A 22,697-nucleotide genomic window follows, 5' to 3' on the forward strand; every position below is an offset into this window, starting at 1 on the left:
GTTCGCCCCCGCGCAGATGTGCAACCCTGCACCAATGCCTAGCGGCGTAGTATAGCGGAGGGTCGGTGTCCCGGCGGGTGGCCGCGAGGCCGCATCCGCGCCACCCTGCCGAGACTGGTGGTGTGTCGGTTGGATGTCCCGCCCGGCTACGCTTCGAAGCTGATGACGCTCCGTGCGACCTCGCCGCGCCCCAGGCGGTCGTATGCCTCATTGATCTCGTCCAGGCTGTAGCGCCGCGAGATCATCTCGCCAACCCGGAGCTGCCCCTTCATGGCCATGTCCACGTAGCGGAGGAAGTCCAGTTTGGGGCGGAACGAGCCGTAGAAGCAGCCGAGCATCCGCGTCTCACGCTGCACGAAGAGGAGCGGATCGAAGGTGGCGGCCTGGGCCTGGGGCGCCATCCCCACGAGGGTCGTGGTGCCGCCGCGCGCCGTCATCTTGATGGCCTGCTCGGTGGCCCTGACGTTGCCGATCGCCTCGAAGACGTAGTCCACGCCCTGGCCGTCCGTCAGATCCAGCACTTGCTGGACCGGGTCGGCCTTCGAGCCGTTGACGAGGTCCGTCGCGCCGAACGAGCCGGCGTAGTCCAGCTTGTTGTCCAGCAGGTCAATGGCGAAGATCCGGCTCGCGCCGGCCACCACGGCCCCCTGCACCACGTTCAGCCCGACGCCGCCGGTCCCGATCACGGCGACGGTGCTGCCGGACTCAACCTTGGCGGTGTTCAGGACCGCGCCAACCCCCGTTGTCACGGCACAGCCGATCAGGCAGAGGACATCCATGCCGATGTCGGCGGTGATCGGGACCAGCTGCTGGGCTGGCATCACGGCGTACTCTGCGAAGCCGCCCATCCGGCCCATCACCGGGATGTCCTCGCCGTCCTTGTGGACCCGGTAGGTGCCGTCCAGCATCGAGCCGCGCGGGCCGACGTTGTCGTAGCCGTTGCAGAGGATGGGGCGGCCGGCGATGCAGTAGCGGCAGCGCCCGCACCACGACCTGAACGAGAGGGCGCAGCGGTCTCCAGGCTTCAGATCCTTGACCCCCGGCCCGACTTCGGCGACGAAGCCGGATGCTTCATGCCCCAGGATCATCGGCAGGCCGTTGCGCCACTCACCCTTCATGACGTGGTAGTCGCTGTGGCAGACGCCGGCGGCGGCGATCTTCACCAGCACCTCGTCGGCCTTCGGGGGGTCGATCTCGACCTCTTCGATGCTCATCGGCTGCTGGTACTCTCTGAGAATCGCGGCACGTGCCTTCATTGTGCTCCTCCGTTTCTTCTCCGGTGGACGGCCGGCCCACAGGAGGCCGGTCGTCCGGATCGTCAGGTCGTGGTTGCACCTGGTCGCACAGCGACGGCTGGCTACTCCTTCACCGCGCCGTAGGTCAGGCCGCGCACGATGTACCCCATCACCAGCACGGCCAGGATCAGCTCCGGCACGATCGTCACGACGGCCGCCGCCGCCATCTGCCCCCAGAGCACCTGCTCGTAGCCGATGAAGGTGATCGTCGCCAGCGTGGCGGTCTGGGTCTCGCGGGCGCCGAGCAGCAGCGGGAATGTCAGGTTGTTCCAGCAGGCGATGAACGACAGGATCGCTGTCGCCGCGATGCCGGGCGCGGCGAGCGGCAGCGCGATGTTGCGAATCGTCTGCCAGATGTCCGCCCCGTCGATCCAGGCCGACTCGAACAGCTCATGGGGGACACCCTCGTAGTAGCTGCGCATCGTCCAGACGATCAGCGGGATCGCGATGAGCTGATTCATGATGATCAGCCCGAGGTGGGTGTTGTACAGCCCGACCGTGCGGAACACCACGAACGTCGGGATGATGAACGCCAGCGCCGGCGCGAAGCGGAACGACAGGAAGAAGAAGGCGATCCACTCGCGCGCCGGCACCTTCAGCTTCGCCAGTGCGAAGGCGCCGAGGTTGCCCACCAGCATGGCGACGGCCACCGACCCCACCGCGATGATGACTGAGTTGCGGAAGGCGCGCGGAATGTCCGTCCGGGCCTGCTCGCCGCGCGCGGAGCGTGCTCCCAGGAGCACTGCCTGGTAGTTTTCGAGCGTCGGCGTGAACAGGATCGTCGGCGGGTCGGCGACCACGTCGGCCGGCTGCTTGAGCGACATGCCGACGATCCAGGCGAACGGGAAGATCGTCACGACGAAGTAGGCGGCGATCAGGACGTGCATGACGGCGCTCTTGGCCTGCGCGTAGCCTCTGCTACCGACCGGCCTGGAGACGTCGGTTGCTACCGCGACAGCCATGATCGTCTCCCTTCAGGCTGGCTCAGGCCATGCCACCCTGGCGCTCCCGCTGCACGTGGCGGAACAGCGTGTAGCCGACAACCATGCAGAGGGCCCAGAGGAAGACGGTCACGGTGATGCCGATCGACAGATTGTACCAATTGAATCCCTCCTCCAGAGCCATCATGTTCAGCACCCGCGAGGCGTCGCCGGGGCCGCCGGTGGTGGTGCCATAGATCGTGTCGAAGACGTTCAGGGAGTCGATGGCCCGGAAGAAGCCAACGACGATGAAGTAGGGGATCAGCAGCGGCAGCGTGATGTGCCGGAACGCCTGCCAGGCGCTTGCGCCATCCACGAGCGCGGCCTCGTACGGATCGCGCGGCAGCGACTGCAGGCCAGCCAGCAGGATCGTGGCGACGAACGGCGTGTACAGCCAGACGTCGATCGCCACCAGCGAGAGGATGGCCTGGTTCGGATCGCCCAGGAACCCCTGCATCGGAAAGCCCACCGACATCAGCATGTGGTTGAGAATCCCGGCGCCGGTCGGCCGCATGATGACCTTCCACAGCAGCGAGCCGACCACCGGCGGCGTCATCAGCGGCAGGATCAGGAGCGTGCGCCAGAAGCGCAGCCCCTTCAGCTTCTCGTTGAGCAGCAGCGCCAGCCCGAGGCCAAGCGCCAGCTCCACCGGCACGTCGATCAGCGTGAACTTCAACGTCATCGCCAGGGCGTGCCAGAAATCGCCCCGGGTCAGGAGCTCGACGTAGTTGCTCAGCCCAATGAACCCGACGAATCCTGTCGTCAATCGCCACTGGGTGAACGTCATCGCGATGCCGAACAGGAAGGCCAGCATCAGCAGCATCGGGATCAGCACCGACGGAAGGAGCAGCGCCAGGGCTAACCGCTTCTCGCGCGCCTCCCGGGCTGACCGGGCTGCTGGCAGCGCAACGCTCTTGTCGCGCCCGTGGATCGCAGCTTCTGCTTGCACGCGTGGAAACTCCCTAGAGGTGTACACGAAGTGCGTGAGGGTGTGCGCGGGGCGCCCGAGCCGGAGGCGATCAGCTCGCCAGACTGGCAGCTTTGAACCCCGGCAGCACAGGCAATGAGCCCCTGGCCCCACCCGGGGGCCAGGGGAAGCGGACGACCCTCTCGGCAGAGTGCTACGCCTTGCGCCAACCCGCCTTGGTCATGTTGGCGTTGATTTCCTCAGCCGCCGCGTCCATGACCTTCTGAGCCGGCTGGCCGTTCCAGACCTCCTGGAGCGCCTGCGACGTCCGGACGTTGAAGGCCGGCAGCTCAGGGTTGGGGCGGTAGGCGATCTTGGCGTACTTGGTCAGGTTGTCGAGGACGGTCGGCAGGTACGTCCCGCTCCCCCACGACTTCATCGTCTCCTGGACCTGGGGGTTGTCGAAGACCGACTTCCGGGTGGGGTTGTAGTTGTTGTATTTCGTCGTCGCGTCGAGCAGGCGCTGCCTGCTGGTGGCCCACTGGATCAGGTACCAGGCGGCTTCCTTGTGCTTCGACGCGGCCGACATGCCGAGCGCCCAGGTGTAGAGATTCGACCAGCGCTTGTCCGGCGAGGGCGACAACGGCGGCGCGTAGCCGACCTTCCCGGCCACCTTGGACGTGCTCTTGTCCTCGTAGCCGGCGCCGAAGAAGTCGCAGTCGAAGTACATCGCGTACTTGCCCTGCGTGAACGACTCCTTGCCCTCGTACCAGGTCACGTTGGTCCAGCCGGGCGTGCTGGTCTCCTTGACGGTCTGGGCCCACTGCTCGTAGAACTTGACCGCCCCGGGCTGGTTGACCTGGACGTTGAAGTTGTCGTCGAAGTCGACGTTGCCGTACGCCCGGTACGCCGAGACGAAGCCTGTGCCGGTGTTGCCGTCGCGGACGCCGCGCTGGATGGTCCCGTAGATCTGCGAGCCGTCCTTGTCCTTGAAGGTCGCCTTCTTTGCAGCGTCGGACCATTCGTCGAGGTTCGTGGGAACCTTGATCCCCTTCTCGTCGAAGATGTCCTTCCGGTAGGCCAGCACGTACGTCTCGACGTGGACGGGGATGGCCCAGGTGCTCCCCTTGCCGACGCCGCCGCCGACAGTCTTGTCCCACATGTTCGCCTCGCGCAGCAGCGGGAAGAAGTCGGCGTGGTCGTATTCGGGGTGAGTGAGCTTGGCGTCGCCGAGGTACTGGTCGAGCGGCTCGAGCCAGCCGGGCTTCGCGTAGGTCCAGTTGCGGGTCGGGCCGCACATGAAGACGTCGTATTCGCCGGCGCCTGTTGACATGTCCAGCTCGATCTTGCGGAAGTACTCTGCCTCCGGCAGGATCAGGAACTGGGCGTCCATGCCGGTCTCCTCCTTGAACTGGTCCAGGAGGGGCATCAGCGACTCGGTGTACGGGTGCTTATTCAGCGCCAGGTTGATGGTCGTGCCCTTGTACTTCTTCCAGTCGAAGTCGCCAGGCTTGGCGGAGGACGGCGCCTGCTGCGCGGCAGCGGCTGGCGCGGCCGGCTTCGCTGCCTCGGCCGGCTTGGCAGGCGCCGCGGCCGGCGCTGCTGGCTTCGCGGCCTCAGCGGGCTTCGGCGCTTCGGCCGGCTTGGCAGGCGCGGCTGGCTGCGCGCTGCACGCTGACAGCGTCCCGATGGCCGCCCCGCCGGCGAGCAGCGTGGCGACGCGGAGAAAGCCCCTGCGAGTCAAGGTTGCCTGACCGATCAGGCTGCGATTCGCTTCGTCCATGAATGCGATCCTCACCTTTCCTCAATGTCCCGGTGCACGAAGCTCCAGACTTGCCTCGCGCATGCGGACTGCACACAGGTCTTCGATATCGCTGGGGTGGCGTGCGTCATACCTCCTTCGATCGACTTCTCCGATCAGGTGGGTGGCATTGCCCCTGCGCTGGCGATGCGCGCCCAGGGGCAGCCCCTGGTGGGCTGGGCAGCCGCCGGCCCGATGTGTGGGGCGGGAGCTGGCGGGTCGGGGACGTGGCGCGGGCTCGCAGGCGGACGTCCTGTGGACGGTCGGGCGAGCGTCAGAACCTCAAGGGCCGTCACCTCGTCCGTGACCAGCGTCTTGACGTAGCCGCCCCGCACCGCGCCGAGGATGGCCCTCGCCTTCTGGCGGCCACGGGCCACACCGATCACCAACGGCACGTCCCGGAGACGCGGCAAGTCGAGGGCGACCATCCGACGATCCAGCGACGTGACGCAGGGCCGCCCGTCGATGTCGAAGAAGCGGGCGCAGATCTCGCCGACCGCGCCGGCACGACGCAGCTCCGCGAACTCGTCGCTGGTGACCGGCAACTCCGGTCGGGGGCCGTGCCCGGCGCCATCGTCGGTGCGTCCGGCCTGGGGGTCCAGCGCGCCGATGCCGACGAGCGCCACCGTGCAGGTTGCCAGGTGGGCCATTGCCCGCTGAACCCCGGTGTCCCGCAGGAGCGCATCCCGAATCGTCTCGGTGTCCAGCAGCGAGGGGATTGGGATCAGGACGAGGCGCTCGGCGCTCCCCAGCTTCTGGGCAACGTGGAGCGCGACCTCAGCGGAGGAGTGCGTTGGGCGTCCTCCGCGATAGGCGAGCGCTGCCCCAAGCTGCACGATGCTGGAGCCGCACACACGACCGTGGGGCAGCACCTGGGCGATGCGCGCCACGGTCGCTCCGCCGGACACGCCGAGCACGTCGCCAGGGTGGAGCATGCGCACGAGGTAGTCAGACGCGGCGTCCGCAAGCGCGCCAGACGCCTGCGCGCCGGAGTCGTCGTCGCCGCCGCTGACGACCACGGCTTCCCGGAGGCCGAGCGCCACTTCGAGCTGCCGTTCGAGATCGAGGGCCGCGACGGCCGGCGCGCGGATAGTGATCTCCACCAGCCCGCGCTCGCGCGCCTCTCTGAGCATGCGCGAAACCGTGGATCGGGAGACGCCGAGTTGGCGCCCGATCTGGTCCTGACTGAGCCCCTGAAGATGATAGAGCCGAGCCATCTTCACGAGGATGCGGGTGCTGCGATCGTCCACCATCGTCCTGTCCGCACATTTGTGCGGCGCTGCACAAACTTTCAGGCCCGCAGTGTACCACGGGCGGCGCTGGTGTCGAGGTGGGCGCGCGCATCCACGCCCGGTACTGCACTGCGCGGTCAGGGGCGCGCATGAGACCAGGCGCTATCCTCGATCGTGCGCCACACATCCTTCGTGTTCGATCGACTGGAGGTCGAGCACGGGAACCCGCGGGCCGCCCTCGATTGGAGCGCGAGCCTGAGGCGGGCGGGACGGCGGCCACCGCCCCTACGGGGAGGCGGGCGGGCCGGCGGCCACCGCCCCTACGGGGATGCCCGCCGGCCGGTCAGCAGCGGGCATGGTGACCGGGTCAGATGTGCTGCTGGAACATCCAGTCCCTGATGCCGTCGATCGTGTAGGCGACGCGCCAGGTGTTGATGTGCTCCTTGCCGGGGTTGCCGCTGGCCAAGCCGCTGGCTGGCAGCACCGACCCGACCACGAACGAGGCGTAGTTGACGGGCGCGCCGTCGGCTTCGAGCTGCGCGACGGCGGTGGCGAACTGGTCGGGCGTCCAGCGGCCGTCCCAGGTGGCGGTGCTCACCCGCGTCCCCTGACCTCTGATCGCGTCCACGATCGCGTTCTGGCCTGGGAACGCCTTGGTGTCGCCCTGCGACACGACGACCCAGAGCTTCTTCTGCGCCAGGGGTGCGGCCTGCTCGGCGGGCCACTGGCCGGCCACGATGTACGACGCCGCGAAGAGGTCCGGGTACGTGATGTTCATGCCGAGCGCCATCATGGCGCCCATCGATTGCCCGGTGGCATAGAGCCGTCCGGTGTCGATACTGTACTGCTGCGTCAGGGCTTTCACCAGATTGACCGTCGCGTCGAACAGGGGGATCGGCTGATAGGTGTCGTCCACGACGACCACCGGGTACGACGGCGCCAGCACGAACGCCTCGTGCCTCGCCTGGGCCTGTGGGCTGGCCCAGCACACCGCGCCGAGGCCCTGGATCAGCGGCGCGGTCGTCTCGGTGTTGACCACGCTGGCGTCGTGCATGAACAGGACGAGCGGATAGGACTTGCTGGCGTCGTACGCCTTCGGGACGTAGAGGTTGTAGTTCAGCGTCTCGCCGGTCGCGGGATCGTTGAACGTGCGCTGTTGAAAGTCGTCGACGATCAGGTTCTTGACGCTGGTGGTCTGGATCGGCTCGACGCCTGGGGCCAGGGACGCCCCGTCCGCCGTCGTGAGCGGCTGCGCCTGCGTCACGAGCGCCGTCGCCGGCGTGATGGAGAGCGACGGGGGCGCCTGGCCGGCGCTGGCGATCGGCGCGAGAACTGTCCCGGGGGCCGGTGTGGGCCTCGGGGACGCCGGCGGCGCGGCCTGCCCGGCCGTCGCGCCCGGGGCCTGGTCGTTCCCCCAGAGCAGGGCGGACGGATCGTCGGGCGACAGCTCGACGATGACGAAGCGGCCGTTGCTGCCGCGCACGGCCGGGGCCGGCTCGGTGTTGGCATAGACGCGGGTGACGGTGCGCCCGTCCACTGCGAAGGAGGCGTGAGCGAGCGTCGAGGTATCGATGTCCTGGGCGTATTCGAGCGCCACGGCGGTCAGGCGTTGCCCATCTCCGAAGACCTCGGTGATGGCCGATGCACGCTGCACGTCAGCCACCGGCGCCACGCCAGCCGCCGGTGCCACGGCGGCTGACGCGCCGGCGGCCGCCTCCTGCTGCCCGATCGCCAGTGCGATGCCCGCGGCCATGCTGATGGTGAGAAACGCTCGTCGAGTAGCCATCGTTCATATCCTTGTCCCGGCACGCATGCGTCGTTGTGCCTCCAGACGCTGGGGGGCAGAACCATGCGCGATTGACGGGGTCGGCGATGCGGCCCGATTCGAAGGATGCACTGTCGCCACGCTCAGTGTCGCAGGCGAACCTGAAGCGCACTCTCGGTGAACCTGACGATCTGCTGAACTGCCGCGATGGCACGTGGCGACATGTCCGTGCCGGCTTAACTGGCCGGGGCGAGTGCGGCGTCGCGCACGGCCCGGCGCGCGGCGGCTTCCCGCATGACCGCCGCACCGTACCGGCCGAGGACGAACGCGCCAGCGAAGCCCACCATCCCGACGGCTGCCGCAGCCAGCGACAGGCCGGCGACGCCGGTCAGGAACGAGATCGCCAGCGGGCTGCCGGCGCTGCCCACGTCGGTGACGAGCCGCCAGGCCGCCAGGAAGACCGCTGGCCGGTTCGGATTCATCATGTCGGCCATGTCCGCGCCGGTCGTCATGATGATGCCGCTGCAGAAGCCGTCCGTCACGGCAAACATCACGACGACGGCCAGGAAGACCCCCACGGCGAACGGCGTGCTGTGCGTGAGCGCCAGGGTCACATGCCCGACCCCATAGGACACCAGGGTCAGGACGCCGACGACCGTCCGGCCGTAGCGGTCCATCAGCATGCCGCCAACGTAGAACAGCGAGAAGTCGATGGCCGCCCCCACGCCGACGACGAGGGCGATACTGGTGGCGTCCATGCCGAGGCTCGTGGCCCACAGCGGCAACAGGGTGTTGCGGCTGGCGCGCATCGCACTGACGGCCAGCGCCGCGAACCCGACTCTCCAGAGGACACGGCGGGAGTCCCGAAAGGTTCTCAGGAGCGGCGGACGCGGCGCGTTCGCAGGTGGCGCGGGCATCCCGATGAGGGTCTCCGGATCCGGGATCAGCATGATCGCGACGATGGTCGCCAGGACCGCGATCACGGCCACGGCGAACCCCGCCCGCATCGATCCGGTCAGGGAGAGCGCGGCGGCGCCAAGAAACGGGCCGATCAGGAAGCCGAGCCGATATGCGCCGGCCATCAGGGAGAACGCCCGTGCGCGGAAGCTCTGCGGAACGACCACGGTGACGAGCGCCTGCCGGGCGAGGCCGAACACGGCGTTGGAGACGCCGATCAGCAGCGCGCACGCCGCCAACGGCTCCGGCCGGGTCGAGAGGGCGCAGCCAATCAGCGCAGCGATATTGATGCCAGCGGCGGCGTACATCGCGTTCCGCTCGCCGAGCCGGTCCACGACCCAGCCGCTGGGCACGTTCCCGAGGAGCTGTCCGACCAGCAGCAGCGCGGAGACGAGGCCGGCGAAGGCCAGGGAAGCGCCCAGGTCGTCATGAGCGTATACGGCAACAATCGGGAGGACTGCGCCGTAGGAGATCGCCTGGAGGGCGGACGGCAGCAGCACGCCCGGGGCGATCTTGCGCCAGATGTGGTTCTGGTTCACCACGGTTCGCCGGTCATGTGGTCACCTGATGCCCGAGATGGCTGAATAGCCGCATCTCGGTAGCGTCGTATCAGCGCGGCCTGGCAGCCGGTGGCATCGTAGCCTGCCGTGGGGCGGCGATGCCCGCGCGCCAGAGGCCAGCACGCTGCCGAGTCCTGCCCGGACACCACGGCCAGAGACCCAGGGCGATTGCATGATGGGCCGTCTGGCAGCGTCGTCGGGGAATGATGGCGTTTGACGAAATGTTGCGGCAAAACGCCCTCACCCCCCGACCCCCTCTCCCTGTGCGCGGGAGAGGGGGAGATACACGAGACTGTGATTTCTCCCCCTCTCCCGCGCACAGGGAGAGGGGGTCGGGGGGTGAGGGCCTCCGGTCTGGCGTCCGGAATACGTGGGTATTTCGTCAAACGCCATCATTCCCTGACCGCCCGATCCGCAGCAGTATGGGAATACCAGGAGTCATGCAGTTGCCCTAACCAGAGACCATCGCCCTCGCAGGCCAGTGCCGCCGTCTGCCACGAACGGCGAACCGCTGCGCCCGTCCAGCAGGTGACTTCAACAGGTGACGCATGATCGTGTCGGCGTTGCCGTCGTTGGCCGTGTTGTGCTCCAGTTGCTGCCATCATGGAGGCAGTTCGCGCGGCCATCGCGAGCGCATCGGCGGCTGGCTTGCGGGCCGAGGATGTCGTCATCCTGCAGGACTCGGACAAGCTGACCCTGCGCCTGTTGCCGTGTGACGTCGTTGCGCGGGTGGCCCACGCGGGCCAGGAGGCGGCCGAGCGGGAGGTCGAGCTTGCCCAACGGCTTGTCGCCGCCGGCAGCCCCGTCGTTGCTCTTGACCCGCGCGTCGCGTCTCGGGTGTACCGGCGCGACGGCTTCGCGGTCACGTTCTGGACCTACCACGCGCCGGTGATGACTCACGTGCCCGCGCCTGCCGAGTACGCAGAGGTGCTCCAGCGCCTGCATGCTGGGATGCGGCAGATCGATCTGCCGACGCCGCACATGTTGGACCGGGTCGGGCAGGCGCTGGCACTCGTGACGGACCCGGGCCGTTCTCCTGCGCTCGCCGCTGCTGACCGTGCGTTGCTCTGCTCCACGCTGCGCGGCATGAGCCGGGCGATCCAGGACTGTGGTGCGCCCGAGCAGCTCCTGCACGGCGAGCCGCACCCTGGCAACGTGCTCAGCACGAAGGACGGGCTGCTGTTCATCGATCTTGAGACGTGCTGCCGTGGGCCGGTTGAGTTCGACCTCGCGCATGCGCCCCTGGAGGTCGCCGGGCAGTACCCGAACATCGATCATGCACTTCACCGGCAGTGTCGGATGCTGATGCTGGCGATGATTACCGCGTGGCGGTGGAATCGAGACGACCGGCTGCCGAACGGCCGTCTGCTGGCCCGGGAGTGGCTCGGCGAGCTGCGCGCGATGATGGACGCCGATGCTCGCTGAGCGCTGACGCGCTATGCCGCTCCGCGGGTCGTCAGGTTCGCGCGCGCCGCTGGTCGTCTTCCAGGGTCATCGGCCAGCGGGCTGTGGTGCGGCAGGGAGCTGCACGGTGACGCGGAGTCCCCCGGCCGCGCGGGGGCTGAGGGTAAGGATCCCGTCGTGGGCCTGGGCGATGCTCTTGACGATCGCCAGTCCGAGGCCGACGCCTGGATGGTCGGTGGCGGTCCGCTCGGCTCCGCGCTGGAACGGCTCGGCAAGCGTGGACACGACCTGCGGGGTGAGCTTCGCGCCGGTGTTCTCGACGGTGAGCGCCACATTTCTGGGGTGAACGCTGGTCGTAACCCACACGCTGCCGTGTTCGGGCAGATTGTGGACGATGGCGTTGTGGACGAGGTTCGTGCTCAACTGCAGCAGGAGCGCGTGCGAGCCGAGGGCAGCGGTCATGTCCCCGGAGGTCTCGAGGGTGAGACCGCGTTGCTCTGCAAGGGGGAGCAGCGTTTCCGCCGCCTCTTCCGCAACGAGGGACAGGTCAACACGTTCTCGGGTGACGGCGTCGTGAACGGCTCGAAGCTGGACCCGGGCAGTACGGTGTGGCAGCAGGCCATCGGTGCGTGTACGGATCTCCAGCCAGCGGGGTTCATGGGCGTCAGGCGGAGCGCACAGCAGCAGGAGCGTGCCCTCAAGTTCGCCCAGTGCATCCGCGAGAACGGCGTGAAGGACTTTCCGGACCCTGACCCGAATGGGCCGATCATCGACACCACGCGCATGCCAGGGAATCCGGCTGGCCTGAGTATTCCGGGCCTTCGGGCCGCCCAGGAGCAGTGCCGCGTCTTCGTGGCCGACTTCGTGACCGGTCCGCAGTAAGGCGGAGGGCCTGACTGCCGGCCGGCTCGCCGTCATCGGCGGCGAGCCGGCTTGCATGCCTGCGTCGGCAACGACCCCGTCAACGCGACCGACCCCAGCGGCGAGATCCCGGCTATCGTCGGCGCGCTCGCAGCGGCCTGTGCGGGCGGCGCTGCCACCGACGCGCCGGCGTCAGGGGTGCGGGCTGGGTGCGCGTCCGTACCGATGCAGGATGTCGAACAGGCGCGCGGGGTCCAGTCGGTGGGCCACGTTGCCATCGCGCCCGACCATCGTCTCGGCTGCCAGCAGCGCATTGACGATGGCCGCCTCCGTCGCCTCAATTGCGGCGGCGAACAGGTCTGACAGGTGCGTGTTCGCGAGCATCGTGACCTGGGTCTGAACCGGGATGTTGCCCCCGTGCTCTGGTGGCAGGCCAGCATTGCCCGTGGAAAACGCCAGGAAGATGTCGCCGCTGCCGTTCCCCTCGCCGCCGCCCACCCGTGCGATGCCCAGGCCGGCCCGCTGGGCCAGCCTGTCGCACTGGTGCGGGAGCAATGGCGCATCCGTTGCCAGGATCACGATGATCGAGCCGGCACCCGGTGGCCCCATGGCGGCGCGGTCTGGGGCAAGCTGCTGTCCGGGCCGGGGCACCTCACGCGTCGGGATCTCCTGGCCAACCGGCACACCGTCGATGCGGAGTAGCTCGCGGCGCCCAAAGTTTGCTTGCACGAGCGCACCGACGGTGTACGTGCCCGCTGGTCCGGTGACCACGCGGGACGCCGTGCCGATGCCGCCTTTGAACCCGAAGCAGACCATGCCGGTGCCCCCGCCGACGTTCCCCTCCGCAACTGGCCCACGCTGGGCCGACGCCAGGGCGCGCTGGACGTGCTCCGTGGTGACGTGCATGCCGTTGATGTCGTTGAGGCCGCCGTCATAGGTCTCCGCGACCACCGGCAGGCTCCACCAGTGCCCCGTCTCACCCCGAGCGATGCGCTGCTCCGCTTCGTAGCGCACCAGGGCATCGCGAACGACACCGACGCTGTGGGTGTTGGTGATGGCGACCGGGCCGGCCAGCGTGCCGCACTCTCGCAGCCACTCCAGGCCGGTCATCTCGCCAGCCCCGTTGAGCGTGTGGCAGCCGGCGAAGACCGGCGCGTCCCAGGCGTGCTCGTGGCGGGGCAGGATGACGGTGACACCCGTTCGCACCGGCCCCTTACCGACGACGAGCGGACCGTCTCCCCAGATCAGCGTCTCGTGGCCGACACGGACGCCGGCCACGTCGGTGATCGCATCGAGCGGCCCTGGCTCCAGCACTCCGATCCGTAGGCCGGCATCTCGCGCACGCATCTGTTCTCCTCCGTCTGGCGGCGTACTGTCCCAGCCGCCGGGGCGGCGGTAGACCGCGTGCGCTTCCAGCGTCTCTCCGTCGAAGTCCACACCGAGGCCGGGACGGTCTGAGAGGAATAGCTGGTCGCTACCGACTCACGCTCACCTCGTCCGCGATGAACAGTGCCTCGCTCTCCTTGGTACCTTCCACCTGCACGTAGTCACCCACCTTGACGGTGGTCTTTGCAGCGTCCCCGTGCAGGCGCACGGTCACCGGACCGTCCCGATTCGCCAGAATCAGGTACGCCCCATTGGCGTCCGTCCCGACTTCCAACACGTTGCCTTCCGTGTGGGTATCGTCCCGGTTGGAGCGGTTGGTCTGCTGCCGTTGCTGCCGCTGCTCCTCGGTGAGCCGGCGCGGCTTGTCGGTGTCGTCCGTGGACGGCTTCACCGCCCGGGTATCAGCTGGGAGGAGCACGGTCGCCTGATCCTGGCCCGGCGCGATCACGCCGTTCGTGGTGGAGGTCAGCACCAGCCGGAACTCGATGCCGCTGGGACTTGCCAGCCCCACTGGCAGCACCGTCACGGCTACCGTCTTCTGCGAATCGCCAGGGGCAAACGTGAGGGTGCCGCTGATGGGGAGGTAGTCCACGTTCGCCTTCGCGGTGCCGTCCTGCGTGGTGTAGGAGACCGTGACAGTCTGGGCGGCAGCCGCGCTCGGTCTGCCGGCCGCGCTGGCCGCCACCGCTGCGCTTGTCAGGTTCGAGGTCGCGACGTTGACCGGGATCGTGGCGGTGCCGGTGCCATCAGCGTTCAGGGTCAGCTGTGGGGTTCCCACGGACACGGTCTGGGTCACGTCATCGTCCTGGATGGTGCCCGTCGCGGTGGCCTGCCCCAACAGCGCATTCGTGGGGTTGGAGAGGGTCACGGTGAACGTTTCATCGGGCTCAGACAGGAGATCTCCGCACATCGTGACCGGAATCTGCTTGCTCGTCTCGGTTGGGGAGAAGGTGAGTGCGCCGCTGGCGGGCACGTAATCCACCCCAACGCCGCAGCTGATGCCGCTGGTGGCGGTGTTGTCTGAGGTGGCGTACTGGACCGTGATGGTCTGGAGCGACCCCGGAGTCAGCGACACGGTGAACGTCATCGCGGCAGACCCGCTCGCACCCTCGGCCTGCTGCACGTTGGCGATGGAGAGCGCGGGCGTTCCTTCGTTGTCCTGGTTGGTGGCCGAGACGTCCGTGGGGTTGACCCCGCTGTAGGCACCGTCCGCGCTCGTGGCAGCGGCCAGGATGGCGGTGTACGCGACGTTGCCGTCCTGGATCAGATCGTCCACGCCGGTGAGGGTCACCGTCTGCGCCACCACACCGGTGGCATCGGGCTGGAAGGTGAGGGTGGCGGTGCTGACGCCGCCCTCCGTCAGATCGCTACTGGACACGCCGATGGTCACCACGGAGGACGGCACCACTGCTAGCTGGACATTGAAGGTGGCCGTCCCGCCAGCTTCAGTCGTGGTCAGCCCTGAGGTTGGCGTCACCCCGATGGACGGTGCAACGACGGTCCGGCAGGCCGAGAACTCGGAGGTCGCGCCGGTCGTCGTGTTCGAGGTCGTGGCGGTGATGAACTGGCCCAGGGTGGTCGCTGGCAGGTTCAGGATGGTGAAGGCGCCGTTGCCGCTGATGTCCGTTGTTACGCTGGTGGACCCGAGATACGTCTCGCCCTGACCGTTCCCGCTCACGCTGCAACTGGCGTTGGCGTACAGGTCGATCTCAAAGCTGGTGTTAACGGTGCTGTTCAGGGTGCCGGTGACGCGGGTGGCGCCAGCGTGCAGGCCGGCGCTCGTCAACACAGGGAAGTTGAGGAGGGTGTTACCGCCGGTGTCCCCGTCACCCGTGTCGTTGGCGGTGATGCCGTCGCCTTGCAGCTCAATACCGAGATGATTGGCCGTCGTGCCGTTGTTGAAGATGCGGTTGCCGCGAATGAGCGCGAACGTGCCGGCATTTTGAACCGAGACGCCGTCCCCAGCATTGTTGGCGATCAGGTTGCCGGCCCCGGGCGCCGTTCCACCAACGGTAAGGGGGACGTTGCCTCGGATCAGGATGCCGTCCCCGCCATTCCCGCCGGGGGTCGTGCCATCGGGCATCACGCCAACATAGTTCCCTTGAATCGTCACGGAGGACGGCGCGCTGCCGTTGAAGGTCGCATCAATGCCCGAAGACGTCATGCCGACGACGACATTTCGCGCAGCGGCGGTCGTTCCCCCAATGGTGACGTTTAATTGGGCGTTCCCGAGTTCGATGCCCCATCCACCAGAGGGAATCAGACTGGTCCCAGTTGCGTCCGTGCCGATCCAGTTCCCTTGAATCAGCGCGTTCCTTGCCACGCCGATCTGCGTTCCCGTGTTTCCCGAGATAATGTTTCGCGCACCCGGGGCCGTTCCGCCCACCACCACATTTGACCCGAAGCTGGTGGCGGCGATGCCAAAGACGTTGGGTACGGCTGCTGTACCGGCGGCGTTCGTGCCGATGTAGTTTCCCTGAACGGTTATGTTGTTGCCGGTCAGGTCAATGTTGATACCGAAGCCAGCCGCGGTCGTTCCGCTCACGACATTGCGGTGCTCCGGACTGGTTCCCCCGATCGTCACATTGGACGTCGCGACGCCCGTCACGTTGATGCCGAACCGATCGTTGCTCGCGGCGGCTGTCCCGTCGGCGTTCAGACCCACGTAGTTGCCGTGCAGCGTCACGTTGCTCGCGCCGCCGTCGATGAGGATGCCGTTCGTGTTGGAACCTGTGAATCTATTCACGATGAGGCCGCGAATCAGCACGCCATTGGCCGAGGTTCCCAGGACAGCCAGGCCGGCGTTTGTGACACCAGTTGGCCCGTTCGCGCCGCTCAGCTCGATGAGCGGCGCGGCGTTGTAGCCAGCGGTACCATCGAAGACGCCCTGAGACCAGCCGTCAATGGTGAGCGGCGTGATGATGTTTGGCAGGTTGCCGAGCGCATTGAGTGGCGCGATGGTCCGGGTGGACAGGGCCGCGCCAGGGATATGGAAGCTGATGGTATCTGCGCCAGATCCCGCCGTGCAGCCGTTGTAGGCGGCGTCGGTGTTGGCGGCGGTGATCGCCTCGCGCAGGGAACAGTCACCGTTCGCTGTGTCTTCATCAACCGAGATGTTGACGATGATGTTCGCGGCGAAGGCCGACGGGGCGGTCGCTACCAGGGCCAGCCCGGCAAAGACGAGCGCCAGGAGCAACGCGCGGGCTAGCGAACTCTGAGCCACACTGCGGATCACCCGGAACATCGGGACTCCAGAGTCGCAGCGCCAGGTGGTGTTCTGCGGGTCGCAAGCGACGCGCGCGCTGCACAACCTACTGAGACTTGCGGGCGCATTATGGGGTGAGCACTCATCTATCGCGAGTGGGATCTGGATCGCTCTCGGCGGCTTCAGATGGACCTGGCGCAGAACGTTCGCTGGCAGGCCCTCACCCCTACCTCTGCGTCTCCCTGCGAACTACGTCCCAGGGCGGCGGTAGACCGCGTGCGCCTGCAGCTTCTCGACGTCGAAGTCCACGTGCGGGCTGATCGGCATGTGGTACGCCTCGGCCAGCGTGGCGATGCGTAGCAGCTCGGAGATGCCGCCCGTCCAGACCACGTCCGGCATGATGTAGTCCGTCAGCCCCTGCTCCAGCATCCGAAGACCAGGCACCATCGCTACCGCCCCTGCAGTGGTGGGTCGAGTGCCTGGACCAGGCCGAAGAACTGGACGACGACATCGCACAGGAGCAGGCCCGCCAACGGTATCGCTGCGACGTCGAACCAGCCCAACCCGAGCGCGCCAACCGTGACCACCGGCCCCGGAAAGTACCACGTCAGTCCTGCACACATGCCGGCCAGCAGTGGGGCATCAGCCAGCCCGAACAATGGGAGCATCTCGCGCTGCCTGAAATGAACCCAGTGGGCCAACACCAGGCCGCGCATCAGCGCCACAATCAAGTAGGTCATGAAGATCGGAAAGTACGAGTATGACGCGCTGGCGATCCCATACATGAGACAAACGATGCTGACCATGTCAAGATACATATCGAGGAACAGGCCGCGATCCGACGTGAGGCCTCGCGTGCGAGCCAGGTGTCCGTCAAGGTGATCTGCCAGCCAGTGCGTGATCACACCGAGCTCTGCGACGATGAACCAGGCCGGGTGGTAGCCAGCCAGGTAGAACGCCAGCCCAGCGATGACCATGCCGCCGAATCCGACCACCGTCACCTGATTCGGCGTGGCTCGGTCAGAGAGCCGTGGCTCGATCCTCCGGGCAACGGCGTAGCCAAGCCGAGCCATCGGGCTTGGGTCGTGACGGTGGAGCAGGGCCGGGACCAATGCTGGCACGCTTGTGGTCTCCTTCAGGTGCGCAGGGCGCGGCGCACAGCGTAGCTGTCCAGGTAGCGGTGCAACAGTTCTCTCTCGAGCGGCGGGCAGGCCGGAACCGTGGCCGGGAGCGCGGCCAGCGTGGCGCTATCGTCGAGGTGCGCGAGCGTGCGTTGAGCGTAGCGCTCCGGCCGCGTCGCCGGTCCGCCCGATGCGCGATCTGCAAGGAACGGCAACAGCGGCAACAACGGGTTGTCGTCGCTGGTCAAAAGCTCTGACAGCCAGCGGTCGAACGGGACCAAATTGATCGGGTAGCCGGCCGCGTCGATCCACTCCACAAGCCGCTCCCACGAGATGGTGTTCGATCCGCCGAGATGGAATGCCCGGCCAGCCGCCCCGTGAGCCGTTGCCAGCGTCACAATCGCCCGGCTGACATAGTCCACTGGTGCGCCACGCCAGAGATAGTCCAGGCGCGGCGCCAGGCCCAGCTGCACGCAACCCCGCACCACACGCCCAAACAACTCCTCGCCGCTCGAATGGCCGGTGCGGCTGTCACCGAGAATCCAGCCTGGTCGGTAGACGCTGACGGGAAGTCCACGCCGAGACGCAGCCCACACAAGTTGCTCGGCGACCCATTTGCTCTGAATGTACCCAAGATCTAACCCGGCCGGATGATCGAGCGGCTCTGCTTCGTCGATGAGCCGGCCGTCGTAGGCGGCCCCGTAGAAAACAGAGGCCGTCGAGACGTAATGCAGGGCCTTCGGACGGCTGAGACAGGCCAGCCGCAGGATCTCGCAGGTGCCGTCCACGTTCGCCGGCTTGAGCTGGTGGTAGGATTGGACGAAGTTCAGCCAGGCGCCGTTGTGGTAAATCGCGTCGAGGCTGCCGGCAAGCGACGCAAATCGCTCGGGACTGAGGCCCAGGAGCGGCCGGCCCAGATCGCCGGGCAGCGGCCGGATTCTGGCCGCATCCCGCTCGTCCCACAGTCCGTGCCGTGTCATCGCGTGCTGTAGCCGCTGCCGGGCGGAGGTCTCGTCCGGAGCGCGAACCAGGCAGAAGACCTCGGCTGTGGTCTGATCCAGGAGCTCGCGCAGCAGGTAGGCGCCCAGGAAGCCCGTCGCGCCGGTCAGGAGGATCTCCCGGAGCGCCGCGGTCGTCAGCGCCTGACCCGCCGCCGGACGGATCTCGGCATCGAGCACGGCCTCGGCCCGGAGGTCCACGGTCTGCGCGGTAGCGTCTAAGGGTACGCTCAGCCGCGCGGCCAGGTCTCGGAGGGTCGGGTTATCTTCCAACTGCGCGAACTGCAACCACCGACCTAGCTTCCGCTCTATCTCCAGTTTCAGATGGATCAGCCCCAACGAGTCCAGGCCCAAGTCGAACAGCCGATCATCTCCCGAGAAGCGCCGCACGGTTGAGCCCACGATTCGCCCGACGCAGTCCAGCAGCGCCATCAGCAGATCGTCGGTCCGCCCGTCAGCACCTATGACCAGGCCCTGAGCAGCAGTGGCAAGGGCCGGTGAAGTGACAGCAGCGTGCGAGCCGGGGCGCTGCCAGAGGTAGAGCGGACTGAATCCGCCTGCCCGCCACGTCTCGCGGATCAAGCTGCGCTGGAGCTTGCCGCTCGAGGTCTTGGGCAGGCTGCCGGGTCCGACAAGGGCAATCGTCGTCGGCTCGACCTGGTGATCGGCGGCCAGCGCGGCTCGGATCGCTTCCGAGATCTGGGCCAGCGCTTCTGGCTCCGGCCAGGAGCGTCGCCGGACCTCCGCAATGATCACCACCTGCTCCGCGCCGTCTTGCTCCAATCCGAAGGCGGCAACATGGGTCCGCCTGAGCTCCGGATGGCTGCTCTCAGCCGAGTGCTCGAAGTCGTGAGGATGGTGGTTTCGTCCTCGAATGATGATCAGGTCTTTCAGACGCCCGGTGATGAACAGTTCGCCATCGTGCACAAATCCAAGATCGCCGGTCCGGAGGAACGGGCCGTCGCCGGAGTCCGCAAGCCGTGCCTGAAAGAGCGATGCACTGTCGGCAGGGCGATTCCAGTAGCCTTGGCCGACACTCTCGCTCATGCACCAGATCTCGCCAATCCGGCCCGGCGGCAGACGGACGCCGCGCTCAGGATCGACAATGACGACCTCGGTGTCCCGTCCCCAGCGCCCACTGGTCGCCAGCATCCTGACTGCGTCGACGTCGCCCAGTGTCGCCGGTATCCCCGCCGACCGTTCCAGGGCCGTCCGGTCGAACGGCCGCGCCAGCTTCTGGCCTGGCAGTACACCAGCTGTGACCGCCAGGGTCGATTCGGCGAGCCCGTACGCCGGCCAGAACGCTTCTGGCCGGAATCCAGCCACGGAGAATGCTTCCGCGAACCGTTCGAGCGTGGCTGGCCGGATCGGCTCGGCCGCAACGCTCGCGAAATTCCAAGACCGCAGATCAAGGCGCGCTCGCTCGTCGGGCGTGGTGCGCTGCACACACAGGTCGTAGGCAAAGTTCGGGCCGGGGCTGGCGCTCGCCTGTACCGCTGAGATCACCCGGAGCCAACGGACCGGGTCTTCCAGGAAGTGCATCGGCGACATCGTAGTCACTGGGACACCGTGGTAGAGCGGCATCAGCATCCCGCCGACCAGGCCCAGATCGTGAAACAGCGGTGCCCACGAGACGGCGTGTGTCTGCGGCCGACCGTCTATGCCCTGCCGAATTGTTTCCAGGTTGTGCAGGACGTTTGCATGAGAAATCATGACTCCGCGCGGCACGCTCGTGGAGCCGGAGGTGTACTGGAGGTACGCTACTGATGATCTTCTTGTCGGAGACGGCGCCCAGTCCACGTCGTCCAACAGGCGCTCAATCGCAATCCAACGGCGACCCCCCAGCCCGGGATACCGTACGTGGTTGTCGGCAAGCAGGGCGAACGTGCGCTCAGTAACCAGAACCACCGAGGCGTCAGCGTCCTCAATGATGGCGGTGATGCGCTTATCTACCCGCCGAGCCGAGGGTGGGAAAGCCGGCACCGCGATGAGATCAGCGTAGAGGCAGCCGAAGAACGCCGCGATATACTCTGGCTCGTGCGGAAGCAGCAGCAGCACGCGCTCGCCCGGGGCCGCCATGCCGCTCAGGTGCGCCCCAATCGCCCGTGCCTGTCGGTCAAGCTCCCGGTAGGTTAGCTGCCGTCGTGGGGCTTCGTCGGATCCGAGGAAGCTGTAGCCCAGGTTGTCGGGAGACTCGCACGCGCGGAGCCGCAGCAGATCAACCAGACTCTCGCACTGGGTGCTGGCGGGTGAGCTGGCTAGCCGTGTGGGCGCGTCGCTCGTGCTCGGTGTTCCCGGAGCCTGAGGGGTACGCGTCATGACATCAGCCCTTGGAGCGCCTGAATCAACGCAGCATTCTCCTCTTCACTCTTGACGGCCACGCGGATGTACTGCCCCTGGCCGAGGCCGGCCTTGCCGGTGCAGTCCTTGACGAGCAGCCAGTGCTCTGTCAGCAGTCGCTGGCCCAGGGTGGCAGCGGTCCAGGGCGGGCGGACCTCGCAGAGCACGAAGTTGCCGCCCGATTCAATTGCCCGGAGGCCTGGCAGGCAGGCCAGGTCTCTCGTGAGCTGAGCGCGGTTCTCAATGAGCCGATGGCAAGCGGCGCGGTACTCGCACTCGTACCGTCCGACCATCTGCATGAACCACTCGGCCAGGGCGTTGATATTCCAGATTGGCAGGCGGCCGGCGATGCGTTGGAGGAGAACGGCGTCCCCGGACGCCAGCACGCCCAGGCGGAGCCCGGCGATGCCATGCGACTTGCCAAGGCTGCGAATCACGATCAGATTCGGGAAGCGGGCCAGCGTCTCGGGATCCAGCAAGGAGCGCCCCTGGCAGCCATCCACGAAATCGATGAACGACTCGTCGAGGATCAGCCGAGTGCCTTGCGTGCGCAACGTTTCCAGGAGCACCAGAATGTCGTCGCGCCTGAAGGTCTGGCCGGTTGGGTTGTTCGGGTTGACCAACACCAGCGCTGCCGCCGACTGGTCTCGGGACGCCTGCGCCAGATTGTCCAGGTCGTGCCTGAATGTGTCCGGTTCGAGCGCCGCCGGCCCCATCGGCACCGCTTCGGGATAGTGCCCGTACTCCTCGAAGGTCGGCGTCGGCACGATGACCGGGCCTGAGATGTCGGCGAGCATGGCTGAGATCAATTCGGCGGCCCCATTCCCCACCAGAATCTGGTCCGGCTGGCAGCGAAACAACCCAGCCGCCAGCGAACGCTGGACCGCCAGGCCAGACGGGTACATCGTCGCCAGCTGTGGGGCGGCGTCGGAGAGCGCCTCGCGGAGGCCGTCAGATGGAAAATACGGGTGTACGAGGTACGTGAAGTCCTTCAACCGTGGGAAGCGCCAGTAGCCGCCGTACCGTTTCTGGAGCCGCTCGAATCGCTCCTCGGCGGGCGCGAACAGGACACTGGCTATGTCAAGATCCTGCTGGTCATCGATCTCGTACCAGCGCCGCTCACCGACTGGCAACGCGACGAGGTTGTCGTCGCCCATGTAGACGAGCGCCCGCAGCACTTCCTCGTAGTAGTGCCCGCGCCCCTCCATGCCGACGTACGCCGCCAGGAACGGCATGAGCCGACTCCTGGAGAGTTCGCGGCTCAACTTGTACAGATTGACCGTCTTGAAGTAGCTGGCCGCCTCAGCCCGCCGAAACTCCCGCTTCGAAACAAAGCGGGTTATCCGCAGGTCGTCGTCGAGGACTGTGACCGTCCCGTCCATCCACGGCTCGTATGCGGCGACCACCGCCACATTTTTCGCAGGGTGGGAGGCGCACGCCAGCAAAATCTCTGGCTCGAAGATGACGTCGCTCTCCAGGAGCAGCGTGTCGTCCTGTTCCAGGTACTCGCGTGCGAGCAAGAGCGAGTAGATGTTGTTCGTCTCGGCGTAGACCGGGTTGGTGACGTAGTGGACCGGGATGCCGGCCTGCTCGCTGCCGAGAAAGGCTCGGACCTCGTCGGCCCCATGGCCCACGACGATGACGATCCGTTCGACGTTCGCCCGTATCAGGGCGTCGAGCGCGTACTCCACCAGCCGCCGGCCATTGAGCTCGACCATGCACTTGGTCGAATGGCGGGTGGTAGCGCCGAGGCGCTTCCCCAGACCGGCAGCCAGAATCACCGCCTGCATGACACGAGTCCCCCGGCGTGCTGCATCATCAAGCCCGGACCATCCCTAGTTGAGTCCCTGCACGGCGTAGTCCCGCCCAAGTTGATCACGGGCCT

The 22,697-nt window shown here is 67.1% G+C and carries 15 protein-coding genes and 1 pseudogene; 2 read left to right on the forward strand and 14 right to left on the reverse strand.

Annotated elements, in window-relative coordinates:
- Positions 1–146 precede the first annotated feature (146 nt).
- The 7 genes from IT306_17510 to IT306_17540 form a co-directional block, all read right to left on the reverse strand.
- On the reverse strand, positions 147–1,256 hold the full coding sequence (locus tag IT306_17510; GenBank protein ID MCC7370226.1) for a Zn-dependent alcohol dehydrogenase: 1,110 nt from the start codon (positions 1,254–1,256) through the stop codon (positions 147–149).
- A 101-nt stretch (positions 1,257–1,357) separates the two neighbouring features.
- Positions 1,358–2,257 carry a carbohydrate ABC transporter permease gene (locus IT306_17515; protein MCC7370227.1) on the reverse strand — a complete coding sequence of 300 codons (900 nt, stop codon included), beginning with the start codon at positions 2,255–2,257 and terminating at the stop codon, positions 1,358–1,360.
- 22 nt (positions 2,258–2,279) lie between these two features.
- On the reverse strand, positions 2,280–3,224 hold the full coding sequence (locus tag IT306_17520; protein MCC7370228.1) for a sugar ABC transporter permease: 945 nt from the start codon (positions 3,222–3,224) through the stop codon (positions 2,280–2,282).
- Between the two features lie 172 nt (positions 3,225–3,396).
- Complete coding sequence (locus IT306_17525; protein ID MCC7370229.1) at positions 3,397–4,980, reverse strand: sugar ABC transporter substrate-binding protein; 1,584 nt, start codon at positions 4,978–4,980, stop codon at positions 3,397–3,399.
- Positions 4,981–5,099: 119 nt separating this feature from the next.
- Positions 5,100–6,116: a hypothetical protein gene (locus tag IT306_17530; protein MCC7370230.1), complete on the reverse strand. Its 1,017-nt coding sequence runs from the start codon at positions 6,114–6,116 to the stop codon at positions 5,100–5,102.
- Positions 6,117–6,582: 466 nt separating this feature from the next.
- Positions 6,583–8,001, reverse strand: coding sequence for a hypothetical protein (locus IT306_17535; protein ID MCC7370231.1), 1,419 nt, complete (start codon positions 7,999–8,001; stop codon positions 6,583–6,585).
- Positions 8,002–8,216: 215 nt separating this feature from the next.
- A complete protein-coding gene (locus tag IT306_17540) occupies positions 8,217–9,479 on the reverse strand; it encodes an MFS transporter (GenBank protein MCC7370232.1) in 1,263 nt (420 codons plus the stop codon).
- Positions 9,480–10,100: 621 nt separating this feature from the next.
- Between IT306_17540 and IT306_17545 the strand changes: the two genes are divergently transcribed.
- Positions 10,101–10,922, forward strand: coding sequence for a phosphotransferase (locus tag IT306_17545; GenBank protein MCC7370233.1), 822 nt, complete (start codon positions 10,101–10,103; stop codon positions 10,920–10,922).
- A gap of 66 nt (positions 10,923–10,988) precedes the next feature.
- Here IT306_17545 and IT306_17550 read toward each other — a convergent pair.
- A pseudogene (locus IT306_17550) lies at positions 10,989–11,465 on the reverse strand (sensor histidine kinase).
- Here IT306_17550 and IT306_17555 point away from each other — a divergent pair.
- A complete protein-coding gene (locus IT306_17555; GenBank protein MCC7370234.1) occupies positions 11,394–11,783 on the forward strand; it encodes a hypothetical protein in 390 nt (129 codons plus the stop codon). The pseudogene IT306_17550 and the gene IT306_17555 sit on opposite strands and share 72 nt — an antisense overlap.
- Before the next feature lie 171 nt (positions 11,784–11,954).
- Here the strand turns inward: IT306_17555 and IT306_17560 are convergent, their stop codons facing one another.
- The 6 genes from IT306_17560 to IT306_17585 all read right to left on the reverse strand — a co-directional run bounded on the left by IT306_17560 (position 11,955) and on the right by IT306_17585 (position 22,602).
- Complete coding sequence (locus tag IT306_17560; protein MCC7370235.1) at positions 11,955–13,109, reverse strand: P1 family peptidase; 1,155 nt, start codon at positions 13,107–13,109, stop codon at positions 11,955–11,957.
- Between the two features lie 127 nt (positions 13,110–13,236).
- Positions 13,237–16,371 carry a CSLREA domain-containing protein gene (locus IT306_17565; protein MCC7370236.1) on the reverse strand — a complete coding sequence of 1,045 codons (3,135 nt, stop codon included), beginning with the start codon at positions 16,369–16,371 and terminating at the stop codon, positions 13,237–13,239.
- Between the two features lie 231 nt (positions 16,372–16,602).
- The gene (locus tag IT306_17570) at positions 16,603–16,800 is read right to left on the reverse strand and encodes a hypothetical protein (GenBank protein ID MCC7370237.1); all 198 of its coding nucleotides are present in this window, start codon (positions 16,798–16,800) and stop codon (positions 16,603–16,605) included.
- A gap of 2 nt (positions 16,801–16,802) precedes the next feature.
- Complete coding sequence (locus IT306_17575; protein ID MCC7370238.1) at positions 16,803–17,474, reverse strand: CDP-alcohol phosphatidyltransferase family protein; 672 nt, start codon at positions 17,472–17,474, stop codon at positions 16,803–16,805.
- Between the two features lie 14 nt (positions 17,475–17,488).
- Complete coding sequence (locus IT306_17580; GenBank protein ID MCC7370239.1) at positions 17,489–20,791, reverse strand: thioester reductase domain-containing protein; 3,303 nt, start codon at positions 20,789–20,791, stop codon at positions 17,489–17,491.
- Positions 20,788–22,602, reverse strand: coding sequence for an aminotransferase class I/II-fold pyridoxal phosphate-dependent enzyme (locus tag IT306_17585; GenBank protein ID MCC7370240.1), 1,815 nt, complete (start codon positions 22,600–22,602; stop codon positions 20,788–20,790). The genes IT306_17580 and IT306_17585 overlap by 4 nt, the downstream gene beginning before the upstream one ends.
- Positions 22,603–22,697: the final 95 nt, after the last annotated feature.

This window comes from Chloroflexota bacterium, from assembly GCA_020850535.1.
Taxonomy (GTDB): domain Bacteria; phylum Chloroflexota; class UBA6077; order UBA6077; family JACCZL01; genus JADZEM01.